The organism is Streptococcus sp. HMSC057G03, from assembly GCF_001808745.1.
Taxonomy (GTDB): Bacteria; Bacillota; Bacilli; order Lactobacillales; family Streptococcaceae; genus Streptococcus; species Streptococcus parasanguinis_Z.
The window spans coordinates 285,839-303,492 of sequence record NZ_KV794434.1; the positions used below are offsets into that span (position 1 = coordinate 285,839).

General features: G+C 35.7%; 15 protein-coding genes. 13 read left to right on the forward strand and 2 right to left on the reverse strand.

Translation table 11 applies throughout. The features are described from left to right. Positions 1-88: 88 nt before the first annotated feature. Positions 89-1,471 carry a polysaccharide deacetylase family protein gene (locus HMPREF2686_RS09760; protein WP_049506542.1) on the forward strand — a complete coding sequence of 461 codons (1,383 nt, stop codon included), beginning with the start codon at positions 89-91 and terminating at the stop codon, positions 1,469-1,471. A 42-nt stretch (positions 1,472-1,513) separates the two neighbouring features. On the opposite strand, the gene HMPREF2686_RS09765 is transcribed toward HMPREF2686_RS09760, so the two are convergent. Both HMPREF2686_RS09765 and HMPREF2686_RS09770 read right to left on the reverse strand, forming a co-directional pair. Then, positions 1,514-2,599 (reverse strand): DEAD/DEAH box helicase, encoded by a 1,086-nt coding sequence (locus HMPREF2686_RS09765; RefSeq protein WP_049506541.1) that lies wholly within the window; start codon positions 2,597-2,599, stop codon positions 1,514-1,516. Beyond that, on the reverse strand, positions 2,596-3,576 hold the full coding sequence (locus HMPREF2686_RS09770) for a Gfo/Idh/MocA family protein (RefSeq protein ID WP_021152987.1): 981 nt from the start codon (positions 3,574-3,576) through the stop codon (positions 2,596-2,598). Before HMPREF2686_RS09770 ends, HMPREF2686_RS09765 begins: the two co-directional genes overlap by 4 nt. A 126-nt stretch (positions 3,577-3,702) precedes the next feature. On the opposite strand from HMPREF2686_RS09770, the gene HMPREF2686_RS09775 reads away from it, so the two are divergent. The 12 genes from HMPREF2686_RS09775 (at position 3,703) to HMPREF2686_RS09830 (ending at position 17,531) form a co-directional block, all read left to right on the forward strand. Then, positions 3,703-4,629: a glycosyltransferase family 2 protein gene (locus tag HMPREF2686_RS09775; protein ID WP_021152988.1), complete on the forward strand. Its 927-nt coding sequence runs from the start codon at positions 3,703-3,705 to the stop codon at positions 4,627-4,629. Between the two features lie 65 nt (positions 4,630-4,694). After that, complete coding sequence (gene rfbD, locus HMPREF2686_RS09780) at positions 4,695-5,546, forward strand: dTDP-4-dehydrorhamnose reductase (protein ID WP_021152989.1); 852 nt, start codon at positions 4,695-4,697, stop codon at positions 5,544-5,546. Between the two features lie 55 nt (positions 5,547-5,601). Further along, on the forward strand, positions 5,602-6,663 hold the full coding sequence (locus tag HMPREF2686_RS09785) for an acyltransferase family protein (protein WP_021152990.1): 1,062 nt from the start codon (positions 5,602-5,604) through the stop codon (positions 6,661-6,663). A gap of 119 nt (positions 6,664-6,782) precedes the next feature. Next, on the forward strand, positions 6,783-8,036 hold the full coding sequence (locus HMPREF2686_RS09790) for an MATE family efflux transporter (protein ID WP_021152991.1): 1,254 nt from the start codon (positions 6,783-6,785) through the stop codon (positions 8,034-8,036). 1 nt (position 8,037) lies between these two features. Beyond that, positions 8,038-9,018 carry a glycosyltransferase family 2 protein gene (locus HMPREF2686_RS09795; RefSeq protein WP_024054794.1) on the forward strand — a complete coding sequence of 327 codons (981 nt, stop codon included), beginning with the start codon at positions 8,038-8,040 and terminating at the stop codon, positions 9,016-9,018. A 32-nt stretch (positions 9,019-9,050) separates the two neighbouring features. Continuing rightward, positions 9,051-10,019: a glycosyltransferase family 2 protein gene (locus HMPREF2686_RS09800; RefSeq protein WP_070450581.1), complete on the forward strand. Its 969-nt coding sequence runs from the start codon at positions 9,051-9,053 to the stop codon at positions 10,017-10,019. Further along, positions 10,020-10,736 (forward strand): glycosyltransferase family 2 protein, encoded by a 717-nt coding sequence (locus tag HMPREF2686_RS09805; protein WP_070450529.1) that lies wholly within the window; start codon positions 10,020-10,022, stop codon positions 10,734-10,736. Further along, entirely contained in the window at positions 10,736-11,092 is a 357-nt protein-coding gene (locus tag HMPREF2686_RS09810; RefSeq protein WP_070450533.1) for a DUF2304 domain-containing protein, read from the forward strand. Before HMPREF2686_RS09805 ends, HMPREF2686_RS09810 begins: the two co-directional genes overlap by 1 nt. After that, positions 11,082-11,858, forward strand: a complete 777-nt coding sequence (locus HMPREF2686_RS09815) for a glycosyltransferase family 2 protein (protein WP_049506539.1) — start codon at positions 11,082-11,084, stop codon at positions 11,856-11,858. The genes HMPREF2686_RS09810 and HMPREF2686_RS09815 overlap by 11 nt, the downstream gene beginning before the upstream one ends. A gap of 178 nt (positions 11,859-12,036) precedes the next feature. Next, a complete protein-coding gene (locus tag HMPREF2686_RS09820; protein WP_049506538.1) occupies positions 12,037-14,988 on the forward strand; it encodes a rhamnan synthesis F family protein in 2,952 nt (983 codons plus the stop codon). Further along, positions 14,975-16,273: a DUF2142 domain-containing protein gene (locus HMPREF2686_RS09825; protein WP_049506537.1), complete on the forward strand. Its 1,299-nt coding sequence runs from the start codon at positions 14,975-14,977 to the stop codon at positions 16,271-16,273. The genes HMPREF2686_RS09820 and HMPREF2686_RS09825 overlap by 14 nt, the downstream gene beginning before the upstream one ends. Before the next feature lie 10 nt (positions 16,274-16,283). Further along, positions 16,284-17,531, forward strand: a complete 1,248-nt coding sequence (locus tag HMPREF2686_RS09830) for a glycosyltransferase family 4 protein (RefSeq protein ID WP_049506536.1) — start codon at positions 16,284-16,286, stop codon at positions 17,529-17,531. Positions 17,532-17,654: the final 123 nt, after the last annotated feature.

The following is a 17,654-nucleotide window of genomic DNA, read 5'->3' on the forward strand; positions in this document are numbered from 1 at the left end:
TACCGATTTCTGTCCCACTCTCTCTTTTTTATGAAACCATTTACAAAAAAGGAATGTTTTTTCGAGAGAAATTTGCTATAATAAAGTTATGAGATTCAAACACACGAAAACTATTTTATTAATCATTATAAATCTCCTTTTTCTGAGTCTTTTGTATATCGGCTATCAAAAGATTCAAAGGGTTCGTGAACAAAAAGCCTATCAGGATCAGTTTGCTAAGGTTACCCAACTTGAGAAAAGCTCTGAAAAAGGGAAAGATGTTCAAGTTCAGGAAGGGATTTTAGGAACTTCTTATGTGACGGCTTATTATCCTACTAAGGATGGACAGCCTGTTGAGATTGTGAAAGAGAAGATCCAAGAAGACCTTCAGCGTCTAGGATCCGATGAGAAAATCAAAGAGCCAAAGCATTTGACCTTCTACCATAGTGAAGAAGCAGAAGGGCCTTTTGTTGGCTATCACCCGATCCAGATTAAGCGGTCTGAATACCAGTACAAAAAAGGGAAATTCATCAAAGATGAGACGGTGAAGTTGCCCCTCTTTTACTTGGATGATGAGAACAATCCTCTGACCCTCAGCCAGGTCTTTGCGGATCCAGATGGAGCCAAGCAGATCTTTTTGGAGGAATTACGAGGGAATCTAGCCTTTCGTCAGTTGGACGAGGAAAGCATTGATCAAATGGTTGCCCACTTCTCAGAGTTGGATTTGAGCCAATGGGAATTCCAATATGAAAAAGGAAATTTCACCATTCCATTTCCAACCAAGGTTAAGGGAGACGATACCTTCACTGTTCCCTTGTCTAAATTCTATGATGTGATTGATACAGAACGCTTGCTTCCTGATGATCTAGCTTCTTACGAATCCTATATAGAAGAACGCCACCGTAAGATGATTGCTCTGACCTTTGATGATGGACCAGATCCAACCACGACTCCTCAGGCGCTGGCCATCTTAAAGAAATACAATGCCAAAGCTACCTTCTTTATGGTCGGAAAAAATGTCAGTGCGAATCCGGATATTGCTAAACAAGTCCGCAAAGAAGGTCATCAAATCGGGAACCATACCTGGGATCACCCTCAATTACCAAAATTGAGCTTGGATAATGCTAAAAAAGAGATTTTGGATACCCAAGAAGCAATTCAAAAAGCGACAGGCGTCCAAACCAAGATTACCCGTCCTCCATATGGAGCCATCAATAACGCCATCCAATACGGTGTCGACCAATCCTTCATCATGTGGGATGTGGATAGTCTAGATTGGAAGACACATAATACGACGGCCATTCTCAATGAAGTGAAAAAAGAAGTCAAACCGGGTTCGATTATCCTCATGCATGATATCCATCAAACCACGATTGACGCTCTACCGACCGTCCTTGACTACCTCAAATCACAAGGCTATACCTTTGTAACGGTGGATGAGTTGTTGGATTATCAACTTGAAAGCCATCGCATCTATTACAATGGAAATTAACATAAAAATCCTCTGCAGTTCATTCACTAGCAGAGGATTTTCTTATTCATTTAAAAAGAGTTCGGAATTTTTTAAAACCAGTTCACGGACAGAAGCGTATTTTTTCAAGGCTTTGAGTTCTTCTGGGTGGGTGATAAAGGTGATCACATAGCCATCACGCCCCATTCGTCCTGTTCGACCGGCACGGTGGGTATAGGTCTCCACATCACGAGGAATATCGTAGTTAATCACACACTCAAGATGTTCAATATCGATTCCACGAGCGACCAAATCGGTGGCCAGCAAGAGGGTCAGCTGATGGTCTTTGAAGCGTTCCAGAATGACCTTGCGGTATTTGACATTGACATCACTGGCGAGCGATACGGCCTCAACACCACGGTATTGTAGTTTTTCTTCAGCACTACCCAGATCAGACAGGCTATTGAAAAAAGCCAGACCACGAAAATCTTCGACGTAGGCGAGTTTGCGGAGCAATTCGACCTTGTCCCGCTTATCCACTTGCATATAAAAATGTTGGATATTTTCCAAAGAAACTCCATCAACCGTAATGCGAAGGGTATTTTCTTCTAGCTGGTCTGGATCGACCTTGGCTGTGGCACTCATATAGATATATTGGTGGTCGCGGGGAGCATAGTGGCTGATCTTGTCGACGAAGTGGTACTGAGAATCGCTCAGTAATTGGTCGAATTCATCTAAAATGATGGTTTCCACATTCATCATTTTGATCTTTTTCAGCTTGATCAGTTCAAAGATCCGACCAGGCGTCCCAACCAGGATTTCGGGTCCTTTTTTGAGGCGTTCGATTTGCCGTTTTTGACTAGATCCTGAAAGGAAGAGTTGTGTCTGGAGACCGAGAGGCTCTGCCCATTGTTTGGTGACATCAAAAATTTGTCCAGCCAACTCCGTATTAGGGGCTAAGATTAAGAGCTGTTGGGCCTTCTTCGGTTTGAGTTTGAGCAAGCTCGGAAAGAGGTAGGCGAGTGTCTTACCAGTACCGGTAGGACTGATCCCGAGGACATTTTCTCCTTCATAGATAGGGGAGAAGATCTGTTCCTGAATTTCAGTGAATGTATCAAATCCGAGTGTTTCTAACTGGACTTTCCAGCTTTGTGGAAATTGTTCTTTCATTCTTTTTCATCCTTAAATTGTATTCCAGCGCTCTGACGCATCTGGTAGAGGGTTTCATGGACCTGCTCAGCCGTTTGTAACCACTCAAGATAAGCAGACGGCTTTTGATGAGCGATGGCAAGGGCAAAGGCTTCCGCCTCTTCTTGCATTTGGTGTGGGCAGGCCTGGATCGGAAGGTCGATGGCTTCCCCAGAATGGCTGACGAAGCGGGCCTGGTTGAAGGATGCTACAGCATTGAGAGTTAGTGTTCCAGTTTTGGTGTAGATTTCAGCAGGTAGATGGCTGGTGATATTTTTCCCTGCCTGAATAGCAACCTGAAAATCTGGATAAATCAAGACGCCTTGACCATAGAGATCAACCGAATTGGGTAATTGCTGAGCAGTATAGTGGCTGGAGATCGGTTCTCCAAAGAAGCCAATGGCCAGGTAGAGGCAGTAGACTCCCAGATCCATCAAGGCTCCACCTGCATAGACATCTGAGAAAATATTGGGCATCTCACCTGCAAGAAGGGCCGGCAATTTAGAAGAATATTTGGCAAAGGTGAAGTTAGCGCCTAGTATTTCCTGGTTAGAGAGGAAGTCTTTAACTACTTGAAAGGCTGCTTCTTGATAATTTCTGGCAGCTTCAAAGAGATAGACCTGGTGCTCCTTAGCGAGCTTGACCAGTTCCCTCCATTCAGAAGGATTGGTCACAGCGGGTTTTTCAATGATGACATGCTTCTTGGCCAGAATAGCAAGCTTGGCCTGAGCGAAATGAAGAGAATTGGGGCTGGCTATGTAGATCACATCCAGCTCACTGTCTAAGAAGTCGATGAAATCCGTGTAGCAAGAGATCGCTCCATAAGGCTCGCAAAACTCTTGAGCCGTCTTCATTTTTCTCGAATACACAGCCTGCAAGTGATAGTGGCCTGTCTGATAAGCAGCTGTAATAAATTCATGTGAAATCCAACTCGTACCAATAATTCCCAGCTTTAACATAAGGTGTCCTTCCGTCATCGATTCACTCTATTATACCATGAAAAGGGGGAGGCGCGGGGTGAAAAATACTAGGGTTTACGAGAGTTTTTTGTTACAATAGAAAGTGAATAAGTCAAGGAGTAAGAGATGACACTATCAGTTGTAGTCCCATGTTTTAACGAAGAAGAATCGATTCCATTGTTTTATCGAGAAATGGAACGTGTTCGGATGAAGATGGGAGAAAAGTTTGAATATATTTTTATAAATGATGGCTCTTCAGATGGTACGCTATCTGTTCTTCAAAAACTACATGTTACAGATTCAAATGTGCACTATCTTTCTTTTTCTCGAAATTTCGGGAAAGAGGCGGCGCTGTACGCTGGACTTGAGCGTGCAAGTGGTGAATACGTGACCGTCATGGATGTAGATCTGCAGGACCCTCCGGAGTTATTGATCGAAATGATGCAGAAGTTGGAGGAACAGCCGAATTTAGACTGTGTCGGAACGAGACGCGTAACCCGTGATGGGGAACCACCGATCCGCTCTTTCTTTGCACGCATGTTTTATAAATTGATCAATCATATTAGTCAAGTGGAAATGGTTGACGGGGCGCGTGATTTTCGTTTAATGCGTCGTCCTATGGTCGATGCGATTCTTGAGCTCTCGGAGTACAATCGTTTCTCAAAAGGAATTTTTGCTTGGGTAGGATTTGAGACAGAATACCTGGAATATAAAAATGTTGAGCGCGTGGCAGGAGAGACGTCTTGGAATTTTTGGTCCCTCTTCAAATACTCGATCGAAGGGATTGTCAATTTTTCTGATGCTCCACTAAATATTGCCTTTATTGGTGGACTGTTATCTTGGATCTTGGCCTTTATCATGGTGATTCTGATTGTGATCCGTACCTTGGTCTTTGGAGATCCTACTTCAGGTTGGCCATCCCTCATGACAGTGATTCTTTTCCTAGGAGGGTTCCAATTACTAACCATTGGGATTTTAGGGAAATATATCGGTAAAATTTTTATGGAAACCAAGAAACGTCCAATCTATGTTATCAAAGAGAAAAGTGAGTAAAAAGCAGAAAACTTCTGCTTTTTTTGCTATAATGATAGGGAAAAAGCATTTGAAAGGAATTTAACATGATTTTAATTACAGGAGCAAATGGGCAACTTGGAACAGAACTTCGCCATTTGTTAGACGAACGAAATGAAGAATATGTAGCTGTTGATGTAGCTGAAATGGATATCACAAATGCAGAGAAAGTAGACGAGGTATTTGCGGAAGTAAAACCAACCTTGGTCTACCACTGTGCTGCTTACACAGCTGTTGATGCTGCGGAAGATGAAGGTAAAGAGTTGGACTATGCGATCAACGTGACTGGTACGGAAAATGTAGCAAAAGCGTCTGAAAAACACGGTGCAACCTTGGTTTATATCTCAACAGACTATGTTTTTGATGGTAAAAAACCAGTGGGACAAGAATGGGAAGTAGACGATCAACCAGATCCTCAAACAGAGTACGGTCGTACCAAACGTATGGGGGAAGAATTGGTTGAGAAACATGTTTCTAACTTCTATATCATCCGTACTGCTTGGGTATTTGGAAACTACGGTAAAAACTTCGTCTTTACCATGCAAAACCTAGCGAAGACTCACAAAACACTTACAGTCGTCAACGACCAACATGGTCGTCCAACCTGGACCCGTACTCTCGCAGAGTTTATGACTTATTTGGCTGAAAACCGTAAAGAATATGGTTATTACCATCTATCAAATGATGCTGAAGAAGATACAACTTGGTATGACTTTGCAGTTGAAATCCTCAAAGATACTGATGTAGAAGTGAAGCCAGTGGATTCCAGCCAATTCCCAGCTAAAGCGAAACGTCCACTGAACTCAACGATGAGCTTGGCTAAGGCTAAGGCTACAGGATTCGTTATTCCAACCTGGAAGGATGCCTTGAAAGAGTTTTACAAACAAGAAGTGAAATAATTAAAGTGAAAAAGATGGTAGTAAGCCATCTTTTCATTTGATTGAAAGGAGCGTTATGAAAAAGAGAAATATTAACATAGATGTTTTAAAATGTATTGCTGTCATGTTTGTGGTATCCGTTCATTTTTTTCTTCATACCAATTATTATGGTCGATCTTTCAGTTTTAAAAGCATTTTCTATTCTTCTTTTATTTGGATAATTTTTATGACCTGTGTTCCGTTATTTATCATGGTCACAGGTTGTTTAATGAAAGATAAAACCTATAATAAAGCCTATTTTTTGAAGTTACTCCCAGTACTTGGGACATATGCCTTAACAGCATCCGTTTATACATTATTTGATACTAAGGCTTTAAATATAGAGTATTTGGAAAAATTAGTTGTTAATATAGTTACATTCAGTCATTACGCATGGTATGTAAATATGTATATAGGGCTGTATCTTTTGATTCCTTTATTAAATAGTGGTTATAAATCATTAAAAAATCACAGAGTTCAAGCTGTAGTGACATTAATTCTGATTATTCTTACTGTTTTACCACCTACATTTTCATTAATAGCCAATAATCAAAATTTCATCATTATTCAACATCTAGTTCCCGACTATTGGAAGGGTATTTGGCCTATTACTTATTACTTTCTTGGGATATTTCTTGCTTCGTTAAACAAAAAATGGAATATAAAGATGGTGTTTTTATCTATCATCATAGTTGATGTTTTAAGCATAGTTGGAATCGCAAGGGTGTCAGAAAATAGTTTAGTTGTTGAATTTGCAGTTCTTCCTATATTACTTTTATCTTCTTCAATTTATTATTTAGTATTACATCTACCTATTGACATAAAAAAAATTTGGCTTCAAAAGATAATTTATTTCATCTCAAATAACACGCTCTCGATCTATTTGTTGTCTGTGATCGGAGATAATTACTGGTATCCTAAGATTATTGAAAAATTGGGAGATTTTTCTAACATATTTCCGAAGTTTCCTTTGATTGTGTTTTTATTATTCTTGCAATCTCTAATAATTACATTTATTTTAGTGTTTGGAATAAAAATATTTCTAGATATTGTTGCTAAACTTTCTCAATCAACTAAAGGTAGAATTTTTGATAAATGAAATAGTTACTTATAAATTGATTTAAAAAATGGATTAAGAGTTATCTTTTGAATAATTTTTTTTAGTAAGGTTTATGATATAATAAAGGCAATATACTGATTGAAAGTGAGTTGTAATACTTGGAAAATGTAACTCCCCAAAAGGTTTTTTTCTGGAATATTTTAGGAAGTATGTCTTCGGCAGCTGTTTCAGTTATTCTTCTTTTTATTGTTACACGCGCCTTGAATAGTGCTTCAGCAGATATTTACAGTTTTGCCTATGCAATTGCAAACCTATTTGTTATTGTTGCTAGTTTTCAGGTCAGAGATTTTCAGGCAACAGACATCAGAGAAAAGTATTCTTTTGATACCTATTTTGTTACGAGGATCATTTCAAACATTGCAATGGTTCTTCTTTTAGTGATGTATCTCATTTTTAATCCGAATACGCATTCAAATGTTGGAATCATATTTTGGGTCTCTTTTTTCCGAGTTAGTGAAGCTTTATCAGATGTTTTTCAAGGATTATTTCAGCAGAAGGAACGTTTGGATATTGCTGGAAAGTCTCTCTTTCTGAGAAATACCCTCTCAACAATTGTATTTGCTCTAACTTTAGTTATTTCTAAAAATCTTTTGTGGTCGGTCATTTCACAAACGATCAGTTCATTCGTATTTATTGCTTTATTTGATTACCCTAATTCAAAACTGTTTCATAAATTAAATCCTGTTAATGTTTATTTTAGTGATATCATTAGTGTATTGAAAGATTGTTTGCCTTTGTTTATTAATGCTTTTTTGCTGGTTTCAATTTATAACCAACCTAAATATGCATTGAATGATATTTTTAATCAAGGACTAATTGGAAATGGTGTTCAAAGGGATTTCAGTATTTTATTTACCCCTATTTTTGCCATGAATCTGATGATTGTGTTTCTAAGACCTATGATTACCCAACTCGCGGTTTTCTTGGAAGAAAAGAAGATTTCACATTTTATCACATACAAAAATAATCTCTTCAAGATTTTACTTGGTACGTGTACCTTCATTTTTCTTTTAGGTATCTTTCTTGCAATTCCAGTTTTAAATATTGTATATGGGACAGATCTAGGGCAATATAAAACAAGTTTTATAGTATTGCTACTTGGGGGGATAGCAAGTACATTTTCAACTGTATGTGATAACATTTTAACAGTATTTCGAAAGCAGCGCTATTTGGTGATTTCTTTTGTTGTAGGATATATTGTGTCTCTTTTAACTGCTAAACCCTTAGTATCAAAATTTGAAATCTTTGGAGCCTCTCTATCATTTCTTTGTTCAATGGTAGCTTGGTTAGTAGCTTCATTAGTCATTTATTTTATAACGAATCCATACACTTTTATTAGAAAGAATAAGTAAAATGAAATTTTCAATTGTGGTAGCTGCCTATAATGTGGCAGAGTATTTAGAAGAATGTGTAGATAGTCTTGCAAATCAAAATTTCCCTAATTCTGAATATGAAGTTGTTATTGTTGATGATGGTTCTACAGATGGTCAAACGAGTATACTTTGTGACGAATTATCATCTAAATATGAAGTTGTTAGAACTATTCATCAAGAAAATGGTGGCTTATCCTCGGCAAGAAATACTGGGATAAGAGAATCTAAGGGAGATTATTTATTATTTGTTGATGGTGATGATTTTTGGAGTAATCCAGAATTTCTTCATACACTATCGGAAAATATTGAAAACTATCAAAGTGATGTCATCGTATTTTCTTATAATAAATATTATGAATCAGATAATGGTGTTAAGGTTAGTTTCGATTTTATTCCTAATAAAGGTGATATCAATGATGAACTGGCTGAATTAGTTAAAAAGGAGGTTTTAACTGCACCAGCGTGGAATAAATGTGTGAGGAGAAATCTGTTTAAACAAGGTTTAGATTTTCCTATTGGCTTTTTATCTGAGGATTGTTTATATTGCGCAGACCTATTAAAATTGATGTCTTCTTATTCGATTTTGAATGTCGACTGTTATCAATATAGACAGAATCGTTTAGGAAGTATTACCAATATCATTAAAGAGCAAAATGTAATTGATATTTTAAAGAGCATTGAAATTGGTTTAACTGACATTGATAAATTGAGTTCTAATGTTAAGCATGCATTGAATATTTATTTTGCGATTTCTTATATTTCAATCCTACCTTTTGTTAATCAATATTCTAGTCATCCTGAGATTCAACGTTTACTTAGAGATTATAAATTTCTTCTTAAATTTTCAAATGAAATAAAAAATAAATCCTTTAAATACACTGGATTGTTAACTAGATTATTTGGAGTGAATTTATCAATTAAGATATTCCCACACCTAATGAAATTATATAAAAAGTTTTAATGCGTAACAGTAAAATAATTAGAAAGGATCATATGTCTAATCCAATCGTTTCCGTAATTATACCTGTATATAATGCTCAAGAGGGTATTAAACAGTGCTTAGATTCACTCTTAAACCAAACATTTACAGATTATGAGATTATTCTTCTGAATGATGGGTCTACAGATAACACCATAGAAGTTATAAAAAGTTATGCTTCTAAAAATGACTGTATCAGGGTTATTGATAAGGAAAACGAGGGAGTTGCTAAAACTAGAAATAAAGGCATTCACCTCGCTAAGGGTGAGTATATCGTCTTTATTGATAATGATGACTTTGTTGATTCTGATTATTTAGAGCGTTTTTATAATGCAATAGATCAAGAACAACTAGATATTGTTCTTGGTGGCTATAAGCGTGTTAATCAGGACTTGAAGACACTTTTCAAGCAAGACCTCACACAGTCTGAATGGTCTAAATATATTATAGTTGCACCTTGGGCACGTATCTATCGAACTTCATTTTTAATTGATAATGAGATTGAGTTTTTTGATTATCCAATTGGTGAGGATGTTATTTTTACGTTATCAGCTTACAATTTAACAGAAAAAATTAAAATAATTGATTATAATGGCTATAATTGGTTTTTTAACGAGAAGAGTATCTCAAACACATCTCAAAGAGGCTTTAATCCGAATATAGATATTGTGTATTTCCTGAGTAACTTGCTTCAAGTTGCTGGCGATTCAAAATATATCCGCTATTTTATAAAACGATATTACATTTGGTACTTACTCTTTTCTGGAAGAGCCGCTTCAAGTTCGTCATTTATGGATCAATATAGAAGAATTAAAGAATGGGTTTCTAAAGAAAATATTGATTCAAATTTAACACCATTATCATCTGAGATAACTGGGGAACGAATTCAAACAGTTATTTCTGTAATGGTTTTTAGAACTTTAGAACATTTGAGGTTAGTTCCACTGTTTTCGAAGTTTTACTGTAAAGGAAAGGAGAAGTAGTTGAGAGTTTTAATGATAATTCCTGCCTACAATGAGGAGGAAAGTATTTTCGATACGGTAACAAGTATTGTGAATTACCGCAAGAAAGTTGATTTTGATTTGGACTATGTTGTGATCAATGACGGATCAACGGATAAGACAAAACAAATTTTGGAAGAGAATCATTTTAACGCTGTTCATCTTGTGATGAATCTTGGGATTGGCGGTGCGGTTCAAACAGGATATAAATATGCACTAGAGAATGATTATGATGTAGCGGTTCAATTTGATGGCGATGGTCAGCATGATATTGAATCCTTATCAGATTTGCTAGAACCAATTCAAAAAAATGAAGCAGACCTAGTAATTGGTTCTCGTTTTGTTGGTGATGTTAAGTCTGAATTTCAGACGACTTTTATGCGACGTTTTGGTATTAGCGTCATTTCTAATCTGATTAAATGGACAACTGGACAAAGAGTTTTAGATACGACATCGGGCTATCGTTTAGCTGATAAAGCTGTTATTAAACAGTTCGCTATGCGTTATCCAATCAAGTATCCTGAACCAGAAACTATTGTTCACATTTTGAAACGTAAATATAAGGTTGTGGAAAAACCTGCTAATATGTTTGAACGTACAGGTGGAGTATCCTCCATCACCCCTATCAAGTCTATTCGTTACATGATAGAAGTATGTTCATCAATTCTTATCGCAGCCTTTATGAAGGAGAGTGAATAATGTCAGTTTTATCTATTGTGATGTTGATAGCTTCAATCTTTTTCCTTTATTTAGTCATTAGAAATATCAACAAAAATAATATCTTATTTGAACAAGCATTCATGTGGATTGTTATCAGTCTTGTCATGATTGTAATTTCAGTGTTTGATTCTATTCCTGGATACTTTGCTAAATTACTTGGATTTGAATTGACCTCCAATTTTCTATTGTCTCTTACTATTTTTTTCCTGTTGGTCATTGGATTTTTGCAAACCATGACTTTGTCAAAACAAAAAGAACAGATAAAGCATTTAGTTCAAGAATTATCTATTTTAAAAAGTCAAGTAGAAACGAAAGAGGAGAATGATGAACAGTAATCATACTTGGGTGATCTGTGCTTATGGTGAGAGCGAATACTTGGAAGCTTGTATTCAATCCTTGAAGAATCAAACTCTCCAATCACAGATTATCTGTTATAGTTCAACACCACTGAACTCGATCAAAGAACTTTGTCAGCGTTTTGCTATTCCATTTTACACCAAGCAAGGTGGTGGGATTGGTAAGGATTGGAACAATGCCATGTCTTTTGTAGAGACGAAGTATGCTACCATCGCCCATCAGGATGATTATTATGAGCCGGACTATGCTGAGAAAGTTTTGGCTAAGATGGAAAAAAATCAAGATGTGTTGATTGGGTATTCTGATTATTTTGAAGAAAAAGATGGCCATAAAATTCCTGCGAATACAAATCTGAAGATCAAAACCTTGATGTTAAAAACTATGAATCTTTTTCCTGCTAGTCACTTTTGGCGAAACCGTGTGATGGCTTTTGGGAATCCGATTTGTTGTCCAGCTGTCACCTATAATCGTAAAAATTTGAAGAATTTTTATTTTGATGAAGGGATGAGAGTGAGTTTGGATTGGTACGCATGGTATAAGATCAGCGAGTATAAAGGTCGTTTCGCTTATGTATCTGACAAGCTCATGTGCCACCGTATCCATGGAGAGTCTGAAACATCAAAAACCATTGCAGACAATACGCGTAGTAAAGAAGATCTATTCATGTATGAACTCTTCTGGCCTAAATGGATGGCCAAGTTGTTGATGAGACAATATGTGAAGAGTCAGAAGACGAATAATTAATTTTTGTGTTTTGAAAAATAGAAGTAGCTGTAGAGCTGCTTTTCTTTTTTGGTTAAAATATAGTATAATTAATTTGATTATACTTTTAAAGATTGCTAAAAGGCAATCCTCGAAGTACAGTAGTATTAGTAGTTATCATATACTAATTTATGTTTTATTAAAAAAATGGACGGAAATAATGAAAAATTTAATCTCTGTGATTGTAACTTGTTATAATCACGAAAAGTATATTGAGCAATGCTTGCGAAGTGTTTTTAAACAGACTTATCAGAATATCGAACTAATTGTTCTGGACGATGGGTCTACAGATGGATCTAAGCAGATTATTCTTAAGACTTTAAAGGACTCGCCTTTCGAGGTAAAGTTTGAATCTCATAAAAATATGGGGGTTGTAAAAACAAGGAATAAGGGTATAGAACTGATTAATGGAAAATATTTTCTCTTTGTTGATAGTGATGATTATTTGCCAGATGACTATGTTGAAGAACTTTATTCATGTGCAATAAATCAACAGGCGGATATTGTTTATTGTGATTTGTTTGATTTTGAAAAAAATGAAATTTATTTAAAAGCTAGAAATTTTGAAATATATAGCTTTTTGACGGCAAATTATATTTCCAATTGTTCGTTAGTTAGAAAAGATATTCTTGGTGAAATCAGATATGATGAACATTTATCAGGAAAAAAATTGGAAGATTATGATTTTTTCTTGAATCTTGTAATTAATAGAAATGCTAAAGCTTGTTACCAACCAAATACAAAGTTATTTTATCGAGTATTTGAAACAGGATCTATTTCTTTACGTAATTCAGTCAAATATCATTATGAAATATATCTTGAGATCCTTGAGAAGTATTTGGATAAACTTCCTCATGAGATTTATAAAGCAGTTTGTGATAATCTCATGACTTTAGAAGATCGTTTAGAAAGTTTAATAAGTCACCATAATGATGTTTCTGAATATGTAAAAGAATTACAAAGAAAGCAGAAACAACTTCATCGTAAGAGTCAAACGCAAGTAGAAGAATTGAAAGAGGCTCGTAAAGAAATACAACTGATTCGAAGTTCTCTTTCGTATCGTATAGGGAATTCTCTGATTAAACCTATTAAAATCACGAAGGTTTTATTAAAAAATCCACGAAAAATCAAGTCTTATTTAAATGCTACAAAGGAGAAAATTGTTAGATTACGTCGTCATGTGACCCCACTTAAGGTTCGTCGGTTACGTCGTCTTAGAAATAGTCAACGGTCTGCTCTGTCATTTACTGGTAAAAGAGCGCTAGTCTATGTCATTTTCGAATCTGAAAATCGGCTGCAAGAATACAAATTACGTTTTTTACAGGCCTTGTCCCCGTTGATGGATGATGTCATTGTTGTTGTAAACGGTCAGCTTCATGTTGAAGATATCAATACACTTGAACCCTATGGACAAGTTTTGACTCGTGACAATAAGGGATATGACACAGCTGCCTTTAGAGAGGGGATCTTTGCTCTTGGTAAAGATAAGCTTAAAGATTACGATCAACTGTTCTTGGTCAATGATACCAATATTGGACCGATGAGGGATCTGTCTCAAGTTTGTCAAGAGATGACTGATAAGCATCTTGATTTCTGGGGGATTTCCTTTGGAGAAGAGCAAGAAGATGTTACGAAGGAGAACCCATACGGCTATATTCCTAAGCACCTTCAGTCGTATTTTCTAGTTATTGAAAAGCTCATGTTAAATGATGATGCCTTTTATGAATATTGGACACATTTGACAGACACAGATTCTCGCGATAAGGCTATTGGTCGACATGAGACACGTTTTACCAAGTATTTTTCTGATTTAGGTTATCGTTTCGATGCTGTGGTGCATGAATACGAAGATTCTGCTATGTATATTCACCCGTTGAGGATGCTGAAAGCAGGTAGCCCTTTGGTCAAATACACAGCTTTGAAAAATTATGATGAGGATCAATTCTTGTGGCAAGGTCTTGAGCGTGAGTCAGAAGTTCCGGATTTGCTCGAGTATGTTGCTGAGAAGACAGATTACCCAGTGTCAATTTTGCAAGATATTGTCAATAAATTCAAAGCTGTTCCTCGTGAACAATATATTTTATTGATTGATGGTGTTGAAAATATTATTCCACAATGTACGCGCTATCGTGTTTTAAATAAAGCAGAGCAATTACGGAAACATGGATTTAAAGTTAAGGTAGTAAATTTATCAGAATTCGAATTGACTCAAGCTCAAAATGCAAGTCATATTATCATATATCGGTCACCAATTTCTCCTGAACTTCTCCGTCTTTGCCATTTGGCAAAGGACTATGGAAAACCAATTTTCTTTGATATTGATGATTTGGTGTTTGATACGCTATATACTGATCAATTGAGTTATACTAAAGGATTACCACACCATGAGAAGGAAAATTATGATGCTAATGTTCGAAACTATGGTTATATGCTAGAGAACTGTGACGGTGCTATTACTTCAACGAATCAGTTGCAAAAAGAGTTGAAGAAGTATCAAAGCAAGGTTTTGCTGAATCGTAATCTAGCCTCTGATGAGTTAATCTCTATCAGTAGTCAATTTCTTAAGGACTATTCTCAAGTCTCAGACGTGGTTAAGATTGGTTATTTCTCTGGTTCAATAAGTCATAATGAGAATTTTGAATTGATTAAACCAGCTATTAAGCAACTGCTTAAAAAATACAGTAATGTTCAATTACATATTGTCGGAATTCTTGATATTCCAAAAGATATGAAGCCCTTTGAAAATCAAATTGTCACTCACGATTATGTGGACTGGGACAAATTACCTGTATTGATTAGCGAGGTCGATATTAACCTAGCACCGCTTGTGGATTCTATCTTTAATCGTGCCAAATCTGAGATTAAGTGGATTGAAGCTGCTTTGGTGAAAGTACCAACAGTAGCAAGCAAGATAGGAGCTTTCTCAGATATGGTTATTGATGGTGAAACAGGTCTGTTAGCTACTGATGATCAGTGGTTTGACAAGCTAGAAGCTTTAGTTTTATCTCCAGAATTAAGGCAAAACTTAGCAGAATCAGCATACCGAGCAGTCCTTGAAAATTGTACCTTAAGCAAGAAAGATGAAATGGTGACTTATTTTGAACAGAATTAAACAGATAAAAGTTGAAAATTTATTTTTCATATTAGCAACGATTTTTATTTTTTCATTTATGTTTCTGTTTCCGATTAATCGTGTGCCAGATGAAATGAACCACGCGCGTATGACTTGGGAGACTTTCCACAAACCAACGGAGAATTCCTTTAAGTGGATGGATGAGATACCAAGTAATGATAAGGTTAAACCAAAGGAATATAAACAACTCCTAGCACGCAAAATTGAAATGAAGAATGAGCCATTTAAAGTTGGTATTAGTCTAAAAACGATTTCCTTTTTACCTCAATTAATTGGGATGACGATAGGAAGTTGGATTAGTCCCTCGGTTGGGATGATCATTTATATGGGGCGTATCTTTAATGCATTAGCTTATATACTTGGGTTATACTTTTTAATACGTTATTTTAAGTATGGAAAGACAGCCTTGATGTTTATATCACTATTACCAATTATGGTCCAACAAGCTTCATCTCTTTCTTATGATGTGATGAATTACTTGGAAGTGATGTTGGCTATTGGTTTTATCACGAATCTCGCCTATTCGAAACGATTTACCAATCGTAATTTTGTTCAAGTGATTGGCCTTGCGATTTTGCTTCTAGCAACAAAACCAAATAATATTTTGTTATTAGGTTTGATACCTTTTGTATCATTTGAATTTAAGGGTGTATTAAAAGTTTTAAATAGACCGTTTGAGTCATTAAAGATTATAGTTTCTAGATATAAGTTTGTCTTTTATCTTTTACTACTTATAACAATAGGTTTCATTTTACAATTTTTAATGAGAAATGAAGGTGGTCTCGTCCATTATATTCATGTCCTTTTAAATACACTTGTAAATGCAAGGCAAAATGGAGATTTAAATTCTATTCTCACAATAGGAGTTTTTGGTTATTTAGGAAACTTTACATTGCAGTTACCTCTATGGCTGATTTTTATAGATATAGCAGTATTGGTTTTAATTTTCTTAGCTAATGAAAAAGATTTCTTTTCAAAAGATTTTTCAATTTTTGCAGCCTGGTTGTTTCCAATTCAAGTTCTAGCTACTGTAACAGTTATGTACCTTCAATGGACACCGATTGTTCTTGGACACGGGGCTTCTGTTTCAGTTGGTTCTCAAGGAAGATATTTTACACCATTTTTAATCCTCTTTTTACCTTTAGTGGCAAATTTAGGAAACTTTGAAATCTCGCAAAATAAAGTTTTAAAAATTTCAACCATAACACTACTAGTAAATTTTCTAATTTCCATTTTTTTGATAATTCCTTTCTATTGGATGTAGGAGAAAAATTATGGCCAAAACAATTCTATTCATTTCCCCAACAGGAACGTTGGATAATGGTGCTGAAATCTCAATTGTAAATCTGATGGAATTTCTTGTGAAAAAAGGTTATCGTGTATTAAACGTTTTTCCTGATTATAAAGTTCCATCTCAAGAAGAGTATCAAGTAAGACTTCAGAAAGAAGGGATTGAGACCTATGGTCTTTCAGCTGTCAAATGGTGGTGGGAAGAAGCACCGGGTGGTTTGCCGGCTAATCATTTTATACGAGTGAATTCTTATAATAAAAATGTTAAAGATATTCAAAATATTATTGTAGATAACAAGGTGGAACTTGTCATCAGTAATACAGTCAACGTCTTTCAAGGAGCACTTGCTGCAGCTTTTGAGAATGTCAAACATTTTTGGTTGATTCATGAATTTCCTGAGGGGGAGTTCGGTTACTACAAAGAAAAACTAGATTTTATAGATAAGTTTTCTGATGAAATCTTTGCTGTAACAGGAGCTTTAACTGAGGATTTAGAAAAGTATTTTCCAAATAGGAAGATTTATTCCTTTGCACCCTATACTCAAATTGAACCAAAAGAAGATGTAAAAACTGAATCTAATGATCAACATCGTATTGTTTCAGTTGGTCGCTTGACTCAGAGAAAGAATCAGCTTGAGTTAATTAAAGCTTTTCAGATGCTTAATCGAGCAGGAACTGAACTTGTATTTTTAGGCGCATGGGATGAGGATTACAAACAACTCTGTGATGATTATATTGCAGAGCAAGATTTGAAAAATATCTCATTTTTGGGGTATTTAGATGATCCTTGGTCGGAGATTACTGATAAGGATTTAGCTGTTTTTCCATCTAGTATGGAGACGTTTGGTCTTGTTTATGTTGAGTCTGTTTTAAATGGTATTCCAACAATTTTATCAGATAATGCGGGACATAAATCTGCTTTTGAATATATGAATGAGCAAGGTCGCATCTACCCTTTGGGTGATTTAGATGCTTTAACTAGAATGATTTCAGAGGTCCTTGATGGATTTGACCAAGAGAAATTTGAAGCAGTACAATCTGTTCCAAGTTTAAAAGAGAGATATTCTCTTGAGAAAGTTTATGCTAATATTACTGAAAAGATTGAGGATGATGAATTGCGTCATAAAAAAGTAAATCAGAAAGATACAGATTTTTTAAACAGCCGAAAAGCTCTAATAAAGAGTGTAAAATCTGCTTTTAAAAAAATATTTAGACTGAAGAAACTTGGTTAGAATTCTTTATCATTGTGGGAGTGTTACAGAAGGAATTTTATTTAAAGCTCCTTCTGTGACACTCCCTTTTCTGTTTGCATTAGGCAAAAAGCTTAGAAAATGGTATAATTGAATGGACTGTGA